The organism is Kitasatospora griseola, from assembly GCF_014648555.1.
Taxonomy (GTDB): Bacteria; Actinomycetota; Actinomycetes; order Streptomycetales; family Streptomycetaceae; genus Kitasatospora; species Kitasatospora griseola.
In genome coordinates, this window is sequence record NZ_BMRI01000047.1 from 23,993 (window position 1) to 39,471 (window position 15,479).

General features: G+C 71.8%; 12 protein-coding genes. 6 read left to right on the top strand and 6 right to left on the bottom strand.

What is annotated here, in order from left to right:
- Positions 1 to 15 precede the first annotated feature (15 nt).
- The 6 genes from IEZ12_RS34000 (at position 16) to IEZ12_RS34025 (ending at position 4,803) form a co-directional block, all read left to right on the top strand.
- The gene (locus tag IEZ12_RS34000) at positions 16 to 1,203 is read left to right on the top strand and encodes an AAA family ATPase (protein WP_189277810.1); all 1,188 of its coding nucleotides are present in this window, start codon (positions 16 to 18) and stop codon (positions 1,201 to 1,203) included.
- On the top strand, positions 1,200 to 3,002 hold the full coding sequence (locus IEZ12_RS34005) for a vWA domain-containing protein (RefSeq protein ID WP_189277785.1): 1,803 nt from the start codon (positions 1,200 to 1,202) through the stop codon (positions 3,000 to 3,002). Before IEZ12_RS34000 ends, IEZ12_RS34005 begins: the two co-directional genes overlap by 4 nt.
- Before the next feature lie 313 nt (positions 3,003 to 3,315).
- Positions 3,316 to 3,684, top strand: a complete 369-nt coding sequence (locus tag IEZ12_RS34010) for an SPDY domain-containing protein (RefSeq protein WP_229848539.1) — start codon at positions 3,316 to 3,318, stop codon at positions 3,682 to 3,684.
- A gap of 83 nt (positions 3,685 to 3,767) precedes the next feature.
- Positions 3,768 to 3,938 carry a hypothetical protein gene (locus IEZ12_RS34015; protein WP_189277789.1) on the top strand — a complete coding sequence of 57 codons (171 nt, stop codon included), beginning with the start codon at positions 3,768 to 3,770 and terminating at the stop codon, positions 3,936 to 3,938.
- Positions 3,939 to 4,027: 89 nt separating this feature from the next.
- Positions 4,028 to 4,438, top strand: a complete 411-nt coding sequence (locus tag IEZ12_RS34020; protein WP_189277792.1) for a hypothetical protein — start codon at positions 4,028 to 4,030, stop codon at positions 4,436 to 4,438.
- Positions 4,435 to 4,803, top strand: a complete 369-nt coding sequence (locus tag IEZ12_RS34025) for a hypothetical protein (protein ID WP_189277794.1) — start codon at positions 4,435 to 4,437, stop codon at positions 4,801 to 4,803. The genes IEZ12_RS34020 and IEZ12_RS34025 overlap by 4 nt, the downstream gene beginning before the upstream one ends.
- Before the next feature lie 488 nt (positions 4,804 to 5,291).
- Here the strand turns inward: IEZ12_RS34025 and IEZ12_RS40280 are convergent, their stop codons facing one another.
- The 6 genes from IEZ12_RS40280 to IEZ12_RS34055 form a co-directional block, all read right to left on the bottom strand.
- On the bottom strand, positions 5,292 to 9,431 hold the full coding sequence (locus IEZ12_RS40280) for a hypothetical protein (RefSeq protein ID WP_189277796.1): 4,140 nt from the start codon (positions 9,429 to 9,431) through the stop codon (positions 5,292 to 5,294).
- A 16-nt stretch (positions 9,432 to 9,447) separates the two neighbouring features.
- Positions 9,448 to 10,959: an esterase/lipase family protein gene (locus tag IEZ12_RS34035; RefSeq protein ID WP_189277798.1), complete on the bottom strand. Its 1,512-nt coding sequence runs from the start codon at positions 10,957 to 10,959 to the stop codon at positions 9,448 to 9,450.
- Between the two features lie 484 nt (positions 10,960 to 11,443).
- Positions 11,444 to 11,845 (bottom strand): hypothetical protein, encoded by a 402-nt coding sequence (locus tag IEZ12_RS34040; protein WP_229848534.1) that lies wholly within the window; start codon positions 11,843 to 11,845, stop codon positions 11,444 to 11,446.
- Between the two features lie 659 nt (positions 11,846 to 12,504).
- Positions 12,505 to 12,969 carry a hypothetical protein gene (locus IEZ12_RS34045; RefSeq protein WP_189277800.1) on the bottom strand — a complete coding sequence of 155 codons (465 nt, stop codon included), beginning with the start codon at positions 12,967 to 12,969 and terminating at the stop codon, positions 12,505 to 12,507.
- A 122-nt stretch (positions 12,970 to 13,091) separates the two neighbouring features.
- Positions 13,092 to 14,360, bottom strand: coding sequence for an ATP-grasp domain-containing protein (locus IEZ12_RS34050; RefSeq protein WP_189277802.1), 1,269 nt, complete (start codon positions 14,358 to 14,360; stop codon positions 13,092 to 13,094).
- Between the two features lie 56 nt (positions 14,361 to 14,416).
- A partial coding sequence (locus tag IEZ12_RS34055; RefSeq protein WP_189277804.1) for a GNAT family N-acetyltransferase occupies positions 14,417 to 15,479 on the bottom strand: 1,063 nt, incomplete at its 5' end.

The window sequence follows — 15,479 nt, forward strand, 5'->3', positions numbered from 1 at the left end:
GAGCTGCGGGCCAAGATCGCCCGCCTGCTGGCCGACCGGCCGGCGGACGCGCTCACCACCGGGCAAATATCCAAGGAGCTGGGCCACTCCAGCGGTGCCGTCGTGCAAGCGGTCGAGACGCTGGTGAAACGCGGCGAGGCCGACCGGGTCGGCACCGGAAAGCAGTTCCGCGCGAACGCGAAGACCGCTGCAGCCGGGCGGACCCCGGTAATCAGTCCACCGGGAACCCACTCTCCCCGCGCTGCTGCAGCCACGGCCCGCACGACCGCACCTGCACCTGCACCCGCACCCGCACCCGCACCCGCACCCGCACCCGCACCCGCACCGAAGCAGACCGGCCCGATCCGCCGCGCGGGAGGACAGCTCTACCACCCCCGAGAGCTGGCCGACCTTCCCGACGTCGAAGCGCTGGCGCGTCTACGCGACGCCGACATACCGGTGCTGCTCTACGGTCCCCCGGGCACCGGCAAGACGTCCCTGGTGGAGGCCGCTTTCCCCGACCTGCTCACCGTCGCTGGCGACGGCGACACCACGGTCGGCGATCTGATCGGCGAGTACACGCAGGACGATGACGGCAAGTACGTCTTCCAGTACGGCCCGTTGGTCACCGCGATGACCGAGGGCCGTGCCCTGCTGATCGACGACGCCACTCTGATCTCCCCCAAAGTGATGGCGTCCTTGTACCCGGCCATGGACGGACGCCGGCAGATCCAGGTCAAGGCTCATAAGGGCGAGACCATCCAGGCCAAGGCCGGCTTCTTCGTCGTGGCGGGCCACAATCCAGGCGTCCACGGGGCGGTTTTGACGGAGGCGCTCGCTAGTCGTTTCAGCGTGCAGATCCAGGTCGGCACGGATTACGACCTGGCTTTGGCGCTGCGGATCGATGCCCGGGTGGTCCGGGTTGCCCGAAACCTCGCCAAGCAGGTTGAAGTCGGAGAGCTGGGCTGGGCGCCCCAGCTGCGGGAGCTGCTCAGCTACCAGAAGACGGAGGCCGTACTCGGTACCCGGGCAGCGCTCGCGAACCTGGTCGGAATCGCGCCCATCGAGGACCGCGACGCCGTCGCCGAGGCCGTCAGCAAGGCTGTCGGGGTCAAGCAGCTCGCGCCCCTCACCCTCGGCAAGCAGCTCTCCGCCGCGACCGCTCCAGCCGCCCGGCAGGCCCCGGGCAGCACCGCCTCCGCGAACCGGGGCCGCCAGCGATGAGCGCCCACCACCACGTCCAGTCCTCCGCCACCGCGCCCGACGACGCCGCCGACCTCGCGCGCTGGGACGACGACGGTGCTCCACCCGCACAGCCCCGTTCCTCCCCGGCCGCGTGGCTGCGCGTTGGAGCCGAGCTCGGCGACCGCCTGGTCGCCCTGTCCGGCCGCCAGGACCTGCTCGTCACCTGCCGCCCCGGTACCCGCAGCGGCGCACCGGCCGCGTTTTTCCCCGGCCTGGGGGAGGTCGAGTTCGATGCCGAGCTGTTCGCCCCCCTCCAACCCCACGAAGTCCATCCGCGGATCGTGGGCGACGAAGAACGCTATCCCGCCGCCTGGGGAGCGCTCGTCCACGAGGCCGCCCACGCGGCCCACTCCGCCTGGACGGAGCTGGCCGACGCAGACTCCCGTGTCGTCCAGGCCGCGCTCCTGCTTGAGGAGAGCCGTGTCGAGGGCGCCCACCTGACCAGGCGGCCCACCGACCGCACCTACCTGCGCACCAGCACTCGGACCCTGGTCATGCCCGACATCGCCAACCCGAGTTTCCAGGGCATCGAGCACGCCGCCAGCGTGGCGGCCCTGATCCTCGGCCGCCGTGACGTCGGCATCCTGGATGCCGGCGAGACCCGAGCCGTCGCCACCCTGTGCGAACAGGTCCTGGGCGCCGACCTGTTGGCCACCCTCACCGGCATCTGGACCGCAGCACACCGGTGCGCCGACCACGACGCCACGGCCATGCTCGCGCACGCCCGGGACTGGTGCGAGGCTCTGGACGCCGCTGCACCGTCCCTGCCCGCCCCGCCGGAGGACCTCACCGATCTGTTGTCCGCTGCTGCGGGGGTCGTCATGGACAGCATGGCCGCCAACGACCGTGCCGACCTCGCCGCACAGGCCGCCGCGGACAACGCCCTGGCCACCCGGGCAAGGTCACAGGCCAAGGACCGTGCCCAGCAGGCCAGTCGGCGACGTAAGGCCGCCGCCACCGCGAAGTCGGTCTTCAACTCCGGCGGCGGCACCGTCAACGCCGACGGCACACCGGCACCCTACGGCAATCCTGTCACCGGCACCCGCCGGCCTACCACCGCTGAGCAATCCGCTGCGGCGCGCCTGAGCCGCGCCCTCCGGGCCGCTGCCTATCGCGAGCGGACCGAGGAACGGACCACCAGCCCGACCCCGCCCGGCCGCCTCAACATGCGCCAGGCCCTCGCCCGCGACGCCCAGCACGCCGCCGGCGCGGTGCCCACCGCAGAACCGTTCACCGCCACCCGGCGCCGCCACTCTCCCACCCCGCCGTTGCGGGTGGGGATCGCGGTGGACGTCTCCGGCTCCATGCGCGCCGCCTGCGGTCCCGTCGCGTCCGCTGCCTGGATCGTGGCCCGTGCAGCGGCCCTGACCGACCCCGACTCCCGCACCGCCACCATCGCCTACGACACGCATCTGACCGCACTGACCAGGCCCAGCCACCGGGCACCGGCGCGGGTGACGACGTTCGACGCCCGCGGCGCCAGCCACAACCTGGGCGACGCCCTCGATGCGCTCGACCATGGCCTCGACCTCAGCCGCCCCGGTGCCGGCCGCCTCCTGGTGATCGTCACCGACGCCAAGTACACCCCCGACGAAACCGCCAACGCGGTCACCCGCATCCGGCGCCTCACCACTGCCAGCTGCGCCGTACTCCAGCTCACCCTCGACAAGGAGTCCCGCCACCTACCGGGGACCACCTTGCTCCACCTGCCCCGGCCCTCCAGCGCCCCCGCCGCCATCGCCAAGGCGGCGACCGACGCCATCCGCAGGACACGCTGAGACGCCCACCGAGCCATGGGCGCGGCGGAGAACCGCCCCCGGTCCGGCGCGCTCGCTGCGGTGGCTGTGCCGCTCCTGCGGGCGGGGCCGGGGCAATCCGGTGCTCGGTGACCCGGTGCGACTACCGGTGGTTGCCGGTGAAGGCGTGCGGGTCTGCGTCGGCGCAGCGAAGCTCGCCGATCTCCTGGGTCTTCGGCATGTTCGCCTACGGCAGACAGCAACCCCTTGAAAGGACTACGCAAATCGGGGCAGTCCAAGTCAACATGGACGACCTCGCAGCGCCAGCCCGAAGGAGGGTCCTCCCTTGTCCGTCGTGATCTCCGCTCCCGTTGTCCGCGGCCTGCGTCCCGGCGACACCATCGCCCACCGCACCTGGCCGCTCGGCGAGGGCAACCCCAACGCCATCAGCACCTTCCTCTACGAGCACGGCTGGTCCTGGGTGATCGACGCCGAGGGCGGCCTGCACGCCGCGTCGCCGTGCACCCAGGTCTACGTCGGCTACCAGCCGGACAACCGACACGTCGGCACCTGGATCATCGCGCTGCACGGCACCGCCCGGCAGCCCGGCTGGCGGGCCACCTTCAACCGGCACACGCCCGCCGAGCTGGTGATCGACCTTCTCACCTCCATGGTCGACCGCTCCACCCCCCGCCCGGCCACCACCCCCTCGTCGCCCTCCTGAAAGGACGCGCCATCCCTCGTACTCTCCGCCTGCCTGCCCGTCGTCGCCTCGCCCTCGCTGAGTACCTGATCAGCGCCGCCGCCGTGGGCCTGGCCCTCGACGCGCTGCTGCTCAGCGAGCACGCCGCCGTCCGCGTGGGGCTGCTCCTGATGACCCTCCAGTTGGTCGTCGCGCGGGCCCTGCTTGTCCGTGTCCCGGCCGTCGTCGAGCCCTCTGAGCGCCGGATTCCCCGGCAGCGCTGCCCGCACTGCTGACCACCGCCTCCTCGCACGCCGCCGCGCCCCGGCCCGGCGGCCCAGTCATCGGCGCACCCCGCGTCGAGCACCGCGACCACGGAGGCCCGTTGGAACCCGAGACCATCGACCTGCGCGGTGACCGCGTCGGCATCACCCGCGCGTTCGGCACCGCCTACGGTCCCGCGAACAGTGCGGGTGAGCGGACCCGCTACCACGTGCTGGCCTACCTCGCCCCCTCCGACCGTTACCTGCTGGCCGTCGGCGGCATCGATGGCGGACACGGGCGGCCCCATACCCGCGAGGGCTACTGCGGGTGGAGCGATCCCGGCCAGCTCGCCGAACTCGTCGTCGCCCACCCGGTGCGCGCCGACGGTGGTGGTCGAACCTTCTGCCACCACCACGTTGTCCCCGGCAAATCCGAGCGCCCGTGCGGGATCTGCCGAATCCGTCCTCCCCGTACCGACTGCGACTTCTTCTCCCAGTCCCGCTACGCTCCACTGCCCCAGGAGGTTCTGTGACCACCAACCCGAACATCTCCCGCCGCGGCCTGCGCGACGTGGCGGCCGTGTTCATCACCCTCACCGCCCTATCCGGTGCCGTCGCCGTCGTGGCGGGCCTGCGCCACGACAGCGCATGGGCCGCCGTTGAGCTCGCCGCGTGCGGGGTGTCCGCACTCGCACTGCACCGCGTGAGCAGATGGCTCGATGCCGACGCCGACCGCGCTGTGCTCGCCGCACTGGCCTCCGGCGCGGCCACACCCGACGATCTTGCCGCCGACCTCGGCCTGCGGGTCGCCGTCGTACGGCTCAGCCTTGCCCGGCTGCTGAGCTCCGGCCAGGTCGAGAGGGACGGGCGCGGCTTCGCCCGCCGCCACGATCGGTAGGTGCGGCACCCCGTGGGGGCAACGGCGAAGGGGCGGCACCGCGAGAAATCGCGGTGCCGCCCCTTCGTGTCGTTTCGCGGAGTCCACCCGAGCCGGGTCAGGGACCGTCCGAGCACCGGCCGCGGCTGCGGCCCGCCGGTTCATATCGGCGGAGAGCACTTATTCGTGGCGCGTCGTATTCCTGGCAAGGAAAGCACCCTCCCGCCGGCTGATCGCACCGTCCACGCCGAGCCGCCGCCGAAGCCCGGCAACGGCCACCATCACCGCACCCAGATAACCACCCCGAGCCCGATACAGCCCAGGCGCGGCGGCACGGTTGGGCCGAAACAGGGATCAAGTCCGGCCGCGCCAGCATGGAGCTGCGCGATCCGGCGCATCTTTCCGGTGCCGACTGTGGCCCCTATGCAGTTCGGCGAGGATAGCGCCGCACACCGCATACCGTACGCCGCCGCGCGGAGCGTCGAAGACGGCCAACACTGTCCTGGCGATCATGCTGTGTTAGTGGGTATGGACGACACATCGATCACGAGGTAGCCCGCTGTGGTGCTTGCGATGAGCAGGCCGTGGCCCGCTCCCAGTTCATAGGTTTCATCCGCCAAGGGAAGCACGTGTCCTGTTCGTGTGCGGGGGTTCCAGATCCGCACCGTTCGGTCGCCACTGGCCGTGGCGAGGCGGGGGGTGCCGTCGGGCGCAGTGAACGCCGTCATCGCCCGCACACCGTGAATGCGGCCGATGAAGGGCTGGCCCAACTGAGCTCCGGTGGCGGGGTTCCAGATCCGTACCGTCCCGTCGAAGCCAGCCGTGGCGAGACGGGGGGTGCCGTCGGGCGCAGTGAACACCGCCACCGCCCGCTCCCCGTGAGTGCGGCCGGTGAAGAAGTGGCCCAACTGAGCTCCGGTGGCGGGGTTCCAGATCCGCGCCGTCCCGTCGTCGCCGCCGGTGGCGAGGCGAGGGGTGCCGTCGGACGCGGTGAACGCCGTCATCGCCCGCACCCTGTGAGTACGGCCGGTGAAGAAGTAGCCCAACTGAGCTCCGGTGGCAGGGTTCCAGATCCGCACCGTCCCGTCAGCACTTGCCGACGCAAGGCGGGCAGTACCGTCCGGCGCGGCGAACGCCGCCACCGCCCCCACCCAACCGTCGTGGCCAGTGAGGGACCGGCCCAACTGCGCACCGGTGGCAGGATTCCAGATCCGCACCATCCGGCCGGCACTGGCCGAAGCGAGGCGGGCAGTGCCGTCCGGCGCGGCGAACGCCGCCACCGCCCCCACCCCACCGTCGTGGCCAGTGAGTGACCGGCCCAACTGCGCACCGGTAGCAGGATTCCAGATCCGCACCGTCCCATCAGCACCGGCCGAAGCGAGCAGGGGGGTGCCCAAAGACGCGGTGAACACTGTCACCGCCCACACCCCGTGGGTACGGCCGGTGACGAACTGGCCCAATTGGGCGCCGGTAGCGGGATTCCAGATCCGCGCTGTCCCGTCGTCGCCGCCGGTGGCTAGGCGGGGGGTGCCGTCGGGGGCAGTGAACATTGCCACCGCCGATACACCACCGTCGTGGCAGATGAGGGGCTGGCCCAACTGGGCTCCGGTGGCGGGGTTCCAGATCCGCACCGTCCCGTCAGCACTTGCCGACGCAAGGCGGGCAGTGCCGTCCGGCGCGGCGAACGCCGCCACCGCCCGCACTTCATCGTCGTGGCCAGTGAGTGACCGGCCCAACTGCGCACCGGTGGCGGGATTCCAGATCCGCACCGTCCCGTCAGCACTTGCCGACGCAAGGCGGGCAGTGCCGTCCGGCGCGGCGAACGCCGCCACCGCCCGCACTTCATCGTCGTGGCCAGTGAGTGACCGGCCCAACTGCGCACCGGTGACGGGACTCCAGATCCGCACCGTTCGGTCGTTGATACCGCCGGTGGCGAGGCGGACAGTGCCGTCCGGCGCGGTGAACGCCGCCACCGCCCCCACCCCACCGTCGTGGCCAGTGAGGGGCTGGCCCAACTGCGCACCGGTAGCGGGATTCCAGATCCGCACCGTTCGGTCGGCACCGGCCGAAGCGAGGCGGGGAGTGCCATCCGGCGCGGTGAACGCCGCTATCGACCACACCTCGGTGGTGTGGCCCGTGAGTTGGAGGTGAAGTTGGCGCGCCCGAGCGGTTCCTGCGGTAAGGCTGGGGGGCCAGGGAGCGTTGTTGTGGGTATGGGGTTCGCTGGGGGGCGGGGTGCCTTGGATGTAGGTGGTGCCGAGTCGGCGCCACCAGCGGCGCCACGCGGTGACGGTGCCGGGCCAATGGTCAGGGTTCGTGTCGCGGGCGTGGTGCTGGAGGAGGACGGTGCCGGCGATGGCGGGTGGCAGCGCGTTCGAGGCGATGCCGTGGCGGAGGGCATTGGTGGTGATGCTGGTGAGGTCGAGGTTGTCGAGGACATCGGGATGGTCGGCGAGGACGTTCAGGGCTGCGGCGGTGTGGCCGAGGCGGGCGTGGGTGGCGAGGTGGCGGCGAATGTAGGGGCTGATGTCCGAGGGCAGCGAGGTGGCGCCAGGCGCGCCCAGCTGCTGGAGGCTCTCGCGAGTGTGGCAGGCCAGGGCGGTGGTGATGGCGGCGTGGGCCTGGCCCGTGTCGGGGGCGGTGGCGAAGTGTTCGGTGAAGGTGCGGTGGGCGAGGCGGTAGACGCTCTGTTCGTGTTCCTGGTCGAGGGCGAGGTAGGGGGCAGCGTCCTCGAGTAGGCCGGAAATGCTGGCCCTCGTCTGGGCGGGGACGGATGCGAGGGCGTTGGCGGCGGTGGCCCAGATACCGTCCTGGTCGGGCATGCCTCGGCCTTGGGCGAGGCCAAGGGCCTTCAGCAAAGAGGTGTAATTGGGGTTGGTGCGGTGGAGGCGTTCCAAGGCGCGGGCAAAAAGTTGGCGGTGGGTGCGGCCGACCAGCGGGCTCGGGTCGGCCAGAAGCTCCGGGTCGTTGAGGAGTTCATGGGCGGCGAGGCGTGCGTAGAGGAACTGCTGGGGTTCGGCGCCATTGTGGGAGTGGTCAACGACGAGGCGTTGGACGGCTTCTTCGATGTGATCGTCTTCGGCATCGAGGGCGCGTCGGCGCTTGGCGGAGTGAAGTTTGGCGCGAAGGTATCCAGCTAGGGCCTCCGGATCCTGTGCCACCTCAACGCACTGCAGGTCAACCACCTGGCCTCCGTCGGCCTCAGCCGGTCGGGGCCGCAGGGTGTCGAGGAGATCTGTGTCATCGGGCGCTGGTTGGTCGGGGCCTTCGCGGGTGGAACGGCGGGTGCCGATGATCAGGCGGACGGTGGGGAGAGCGGCGAGGGGACGCAGGATCTGGTCGGCGATGACGAGGGGTTGCTCGGCTTCGTCGAGGGCGTCAAACAGCAGGGTCAGCGGCTCCTGGCGGGCGCGAAGTGCGGCGAGGAGGCGGCTGGTGAGGTCGGCAGGGGGCTGTCCGTCAGCAGCCAGGTCTGCGAGGTCGGTGAGGCCGGCGGCGCGAGCGACGAGGTACAGGGTGCGGGCCGGGGTGAGCCCGGCAAGGTGGGCGGTGAGATCGAATGGGTCGTCCGGGCAGGGGGTTCCAGCGGGGAGGCGCTGGAGGTGGCCGTGGCGGATGAGGATGTCGCGCAGACGGTTATTGGTGTGCAGGAGGATGTGACCGAGGAGGGCCGATTTCCCGGCGCCGGCGGGGCCGGTGACGACCAGGGCGCCGCTGGTGGCGGTGGTGAGCCAACGGAGGATCCGGTCGCGTTGGAGGGTGCGGCCGTGGAAGTACCAGGCAAGTTCGCCGAGTTCGGCACCGGACGCCTTCGGGATGAAGTGCCGCTGCTCGTCGACGGGCAACTGGTCGATGACGGCCTGGAGCTCGGCGAGCTGGTCCAGTGGGGCTGAGACTGAGGCTGCGGCGGTGGGGACGAGGCGGACCAGCTGGTCGCGGTCGTCGTCGATGGTGAGGTCGTCGACGAATCCGCTGAGGCGGCCGGCGAGTGCGCGTCCGAGGGCGGACAGGCCGATGGCACGCTGGGTGGGGAACGTGGTGTGCAGGGCCCGGCCGAGGGCCTCGGCGAAGGCGCCGAGTTCGGCGTACCCCTTGGCGGCGGTAGACAGCAGCAGGTATCGGGCGGCGTCGTCGTAATGGGTGAAGAGTTCCTTGTGGACGGCTCGGGCGAAGCTCTTGGAGAAGCAGGCGTCGAGGATGACGATCGCCCAGCTGTCGGCGTTGCCGGGGTGGAGTTGGCGGCTGCCGATCGCGCGGGCGATCTCCTGCGGGGTGACGCCGTCGTCGATTGGTGCCGGGGTGCGGTGGTGGGCGAGGTGGTCCGCGCTGCCGTGGCCGACCCAGTACAGCACCGTATTGCCGCCGGGTGCGGCAGGCTGCTTCCAGGCGCCGAGCCGCTCCTCGACTGCCTGCCGGTTTCGTTCGTCCGGCGACACGGCCCACGGGGTGGTGCGGACGCCGTAGGGGGCGAGTAGGTCGGTGATGGCTCGCACGTGGGTCTCGGTGTCCAGGTCGGGCAGGAGATCGTGCTGGTAAGAGGTGAAGTTGATCGGGAAGAGCTCGATGCCGCCGCCTTCGGGGGACGCTCCCGCGGTGTCGTGGCCGGTGTCTGCGGGCGGGGTGTCACCTGCTGCTGCGGGGGTGCTCATGGATCGGCTACCAAGTTCAGGCGTTAGGCGGCGTGACGAGGATGAGTTGGGTCAGGGGCGTGTGCCGGCCGGTGTCCAGGGTGACCCGGTACAGGTCCGGGGCGTCCGCGGTGAAGTAGGCCGACAGGGACCCGTCCGTGCGGTCGAGGTCGCGGCGCAGGGTCAGGGGGTGGCCGGGGCGGCCGGTGGTCGCCGAGCGCACGCTCAGGCTCACCCCGGCCGGGGTGTCGAGGCCGGTAGCGGTGAGAGTGAGCGGCTGTCCGAGCGTCCCGCCGAGGTGGGGGGTCTCCAGGCCCGGCCCGTCGCCGGTGCCGTCGCCGAGGTCGGTGCCCTGCGGGCGCTCCAGCGCGATGCGGCGGATCTGCCGCAGCACCTCGTCATGGCACATCAGCGTGCCGTGCTGGCCGAACACGTAGTGGACGGCCTCGGTGTCGGTGCGGGCGGAGGGCAGGTGGACGGTGCCGTCACCGGAGGCGTCGCGGCGGGCGGGGATGCCGGTGGCCGGATCGCGGACGAGGTCACCGTCGTCGCCGATGTCGAAGGCGTGGTGGCGGCCCGCGACGACCGGGAGACCGGCGCGTTGTTCTTCCAGGGTCTGTACGGTCGGCTGGGCCTCGCCGACGACCGCCCGGTGCCCCGGCAGCACGAACCCGCTTCCACGATGGCGTGCGCGCTCGGCCAGGGAGCGGGCGGCCAGGTCCCGGTCTCCGCCGAACCGGGCGACATCGGCTGCGACGAGGCGGTCCACCTCCAACCCCCGGTCCAGGCAGCGGTAGCCGGGCAGCAGGTCGTGGACACCAGGCAGGGTCGCCGCCATCGCCTGCACCCGCTGCACCAGCCGCTCCGGCTTCGCCCGGGTGTGCAGGAGGTTGAGCGCCAGGACGGACTTCGCCGAGCCCAGGAACGGCGTCCCGACGGTGACCACCGCCCGGGTGTCGGCCGCGAGTTCCGGGTCCTGCTCCAACGCGGCCCGCACCACCAGCCCGCCCATCGAGTGCGCCACGAACACCAGCCGCGGCCGCGCCGCGCCGGCCGCCCGCCACCCGGGCACCGCCGCCACACGCTCGCGCCACCACTCCAGGTGCGCACGGGCCCTACGGGCCAGAAGCGCGCCGTTGTAGGCGACCGCCAGCCGCCAGTCGTAGGGGAACGGCGCCACCGCCTCCGGCGCCAGCGTGACCCCCTGAAGCGCCTTGGTCGCCTCGCTGTACGGGTCGAGGCCCTGGAAGACGGGCAGCCACCAAGGTTTGGCGAGCAGCCCGGTGGCGCGGATGCGGGTCAGCGGCGCCCGCCGGGCGGTGTCGGCGTCGGCGGCCTGCTCCCGCTCGTCCGCGTGCAAGGCGGCGAAGAGGGTCTCGCCGCTTAGCGCGCCGGTGAGCATCGAAAGGTCGGCGCCCCACAACGGGCGGCCCGTGGCGGTGTCCTCGAGGACGCTGCCCATGATGCCCGGTACCACCACACAGGCGTCCCGGGTGCGGTCGTCGAACACCGGTGGCACCCCCGCGAACGCCACCCCGTGCTCTGACACGTCAGCCCCCACCGTCTCCATGCTGTCCGACGATAGCGGACGGTACCTGGCAGATGGCCCTGGAGCGGGTCCAGGTCTAGGAGCGCGGCAGGGAGCATCGACTGGGACATCTGGTTGACTCGACGATCGTACGCGCGCGCCCCCTTGCTACCAGCGCCCTTCACACCTCACCACCCGCACCCGGCACAAGCCGCAGCACTGGCCGGGCAACCGACGGGTGGCGGGGAACCGCGGGTGAGGCGATCGGCCGCTCACGCGGCGGCTTAACGACCAAGATCCACCTGAGTGCGTATGGCCGTTGCTGGAGCCTGTCGCTGGTCAGCACAGCCGCGAAGTGGTCCAGGAGGTAACCCGCAGTTGCTCACGCGCAGCTTACGGGTTCTCGAAATCAAAGCCGTCGCCACCCGGTATGTCCGACTTTTGAGCGCCCGGTCCTTGACACAGAGCGTCCTCCTCAGCGCCACCTGTGCTGCGCCAGAACTCGTTAGTTGAGGTACATCCCCGCCCAGGAGCCGTCGTAGCCGGTCGAGGCCATGGCCGTCTCGAAGTCATCCCACGCGGCGGTGGGCGTCGAGTAGTGCTGCTCGAAGTACTCGACCGTCAGGTCATCCTCGAGCCATTCGTGGCCGCAGCGGCAGCGGACGAAGACATGCCGGCGGATACTGAGGAGCAGCCAGTCGCGGCCGGCCTTGCACTCCTCGCACGTGATCACGATGCCGCGGGGGTTCAGTTCATCGTGGTGCGGGACCGCCCGAATCACGGGCTTGTCCTGGGAGAGGGTGGGGAAGTCGGGGATCGAGAACTCGATGCGGTCGAGCGGCGGGAGGTCAGCCGGCTCGGAGTCGTTGGGGCCATGGCCGTTATGAGGTCTCGGCGAATCCGACAAGTACAGCCCTTTCGTAGCGATGGCGGATCAAACCATGCGTTGGTCGAGTTTATTCCCGAAACTGCCAGTCGTTACGTGGCTGTGATTGTCTCGTCTTTCGCCGACTGCTGCGCGGCGAGCGCCCGATGTCACCTGCGGGGTGCTCGGGGTGGGGCGGGCAGTGCGTGTTCAGCGCGCAGGACCTGCACGACGAGGGCGGAGGCCGCCAAGGGGATTCGGGGTGAGCGCGCTTCCGCAGCGGCGGCGCGGCTGGCCGGCGCGGTGGAGACGGCGGCACCGCGCAGGAGGGCGGCGAGGGCCGGGCCGGTTTCGCGCCAGGTGTCGATGGTCGACCACAACTCCGCGTTGCGTTCCTCCACCGCGGCGGTGTGGCCGGGCTCGATCGGTGCCCCGTCCGGCCGGCTGTGGCACTGCAGGGTGGGCTTCCACTGGTCGAGGATCCGGTTGGCGTCCTCGAAGGCACTGGCCAGGGTGCGCAGGTAGTAGCCGGCGCGGTCGGATTCCCGCCCGGGCGGCAGGAGCCAGTGGGCGGCGCGGCCGTCTTGGAGGAGGGCGTCGACGTGGGGCAGGACCCGCTGGAGGTGGGCGAGCGCGGCGGCGTCGCGGCGGACTTTGCCGTCGTCGTAGAGCTGCTCGTCCAGCGGCCAGCCTTCTTCGTCTCAGAGACCGTCGGAGATCGAGTCCCAGTGGTCGAGGGCCTGTTGGGCTCCGCGGAGGGCTTCTTCGAGGAGGGCCAGCCGGTGGCGGGCCTGGAGCCGGTCGTGGAGGGGCAGCAGGGTGTGCTCGATGTCGGCTGCTGCGGTCGCCGGGTCGGCGGGGACGGAGAGTTCGAGCTGTTCCCCATCGACCGCGTGCTGGGTGTAGGAGTTGCCGTCGGTCATCGCGGTCGAGCGGATCGTGTAGCTGTGTCCGGTGTTGTGCTGCTCCTCGACCACGAGGAGTCCGATCGGCCGGTCGGGGCTGGTGAGGACGGAGGCGTTGCGGAAGTCGGCGAACCGGATGGGGCCGAGGGCGAGCATCGAGAGGATGTCGGCCATGTCCGCATCGAGGTGTTGGTGGTGCTCGGCCGTCCAGGCGCCGGGCAGGCGGGCGGCGAGGGCGGTGGCGTAGGAGGGGAGGTCCACGTTCCTGTTCTCGGTGGTCAGCTTGGGTGTGGGGGTGTCGGCGGCGCAGGCGAGCGGATACGGTCGCGGGGCGGGCCCGGCGCGAGCAGAGCAGTGCGCCGGGCCCGCCGCCGTTCAGGTGGTCAGCCCTCGGTCGGGGCAGGGGCGACCGCGATGTCGAGCAGTCCCTCGGCGTGGGCGAGGTGCTCGTGGACCTGGGCGGCGTCGGCGCCGGTGACCACCAGGTGCCCCAGGCGCGCGGTGCCGAGGTCGCCGGCCGGGGGCAGGAGGACCTGCCGGCCCGGCTCGCACTCCCACACCAGGCGCTCCAGCCAGGCGGGGTTGCCCAGTTCGGGGCGGGGGCGGGCGGTGCGGACGGTGCCGGAGGTGGCCGGGTAGAGGAAGCGGACGCCGGCGGCGGCCGAGCGGGTGGGGGTGAGGTCGGGTTCGCGGCCGAGGGCGATGTCGGCCGCCGCAGCGGCGAGGTCGATGCCGGTGGCGAGCCGTACCAGGTGTCCGATGAGGTCTCCGCCGATGCGACCGTTGACCTCGATCAGGCGGGGGCCGTCGGCGGTCAGGCGCATCTCGACGTGGGAGACGCCGGAGTTCATGCCGAGGGCGTCCAGGGCGGCCTCGGCGACCGGGCCGACTTGGGCGAGCAGCGGGTCGCCGGCGGACACGACGTGGCCGACCTCCTCGAAGTGGGGCTCGGGTCCGAGTTCCTTGCGGGTGACGGCGACGGCGATGGTAATGCCGTGCACGGTGACGCACTCGACCGAGACCTCGGGGCCGGCCAGGTACTCCTCGACGAGGATGCCGCTTCCCTCCTCGCCCTGGTCCTCGGCCCGGCCGCTGGCGTAGGCGAACGCGCCCGGCAGGTCGTCGGGGTTCTCGACCTTGATCACGCCGATGCTGCCCGCGTGCGCGCTCGGCTTGAGGACTACGGGGTATCCGATGCGGCGGGCCGCGCGGGCGGCGGTCACTAGGGAGGTGACCCGGATCGACTGGGCGGACGGCACACCCTCCGACGCCCACACCGCCCGCGAGGCGGACTTGTTGCGGCAGGCCGCGGCGGTGGCCGAGGACTGGCCGGGCACGCCGAGGTCGGCGGCGACGTGCGCGGCCGGCACCAGCGCGTACTCGTCCCACGTCACCACGCCCTTGACGGTGTGCCGCTCTGTCAGGCGGGCGACCGCCCAGCGCAGCTGCTCCAGGTCGCCCAGGTGGGCCACCTCGTGGTCGCGGACGTAGTCCAACTGCCAGGTCGGGTCGGTGGCGTTCACCAGGACCAGCGGGCTGCGGCCGGCGGCGGAGGCGAGGCAGTACGACCTGTACGCCCGGTCTCCCGACCCCAGCACCAGGAGCACCCCCTCGTCGTGGATGTCGTTTGTCGGGGTGTCGGTGGGAATCATGCTGGTCCTTCCGGTTCGTGGCGGCGAGGCGGGCTGGTCGGCGGGCACGGCGGTGTTCACCAGCGGGCCGCCGTCGGCAGGTACGGGGCGGCCTGGTCGCCCAGGCGCTCGGACAGCCGCCGCAGCGCGCGTTCGGTGGCGGGCTGCTGGCCGATCAGGTGGACGACGGTGCGCAGGATGCGCGGTCGGTGGCCGAGGCGGAGCTTCGCGAGGTGGTTGGCGCGGCCGGCGTCGATGAGGATCGCGCCCTGGTCGATCGCCCAGCGGGCGGACTCGCACATCAGCCAGGTGTAGGCGAGCGGGGCGAGCGGATGGTCATAGTCGAGGCCGGACGCCCAAAGGTAAAGGCAGCCGTCGTACAGCCAGCCGTAGATCCCGCCGACGAGGCGGTCGTCGTGGCGGGCGGCGAGCAGGACGGTGCCGGGTACGGCGAGCAGCTGCTCGAACATGTCGCTGCCGTAGAGCCGGGTGCCGTGGCGGTCGGCGGTGCCGGCGGCCAGCGGGGCGAAGGCGGGGACCAAGTCGAGGATTCCGCGGCTGGTGGTGAGCGGGTCGAGGACGAGGCCGGCTTCGGTGCCGCGGCGCCAGCGGCGGCGGATGTCGCGGCGCTGGCGGGAGGGCATGCCCTGCCACCACTGGTCGAGAGTCGGTCCGACGGTGCGGGTCCAGGCGACGTCGGTGGCCAGGTCCAGGACCTGTCCTACACCGGCGGCGCGGGCGGCGGCGGTCAGCCGGTCGGCCTGGTCCTGGTCGAGGCCGGGGTGGACGAGGGCGCTGGCGCCGAGCCGGGCGGCGAGGTCGAGGCCGGCCCGGGTGGTGGCGGTGGCCATCGCGGCGGTTGCGGTGCCGGCCCCGCTGTACTCGGCGTGCGGGCTCCCGGCGTAGAGGACTCGGCCGGGCCACACCGGGGGGACGTCGGCGTCGGTCTCCTGGCTCGTCCAGTACGGGGAGCCGTCCGCGGTGGTGAGGAAGAAGGGGACGGTCTCGGCGTCCCCGGTGGCGGGGTCGGCCAGGTGGAGGTGGTGGTGTTCCAGGATCCGCTCGGTGGTCAGCGTCGACCAGGCGCTCGCCCAGGCCCGGGTGCGGGAGGGGTGCGGTGCCCGCCGGGTGTCGGCCGGG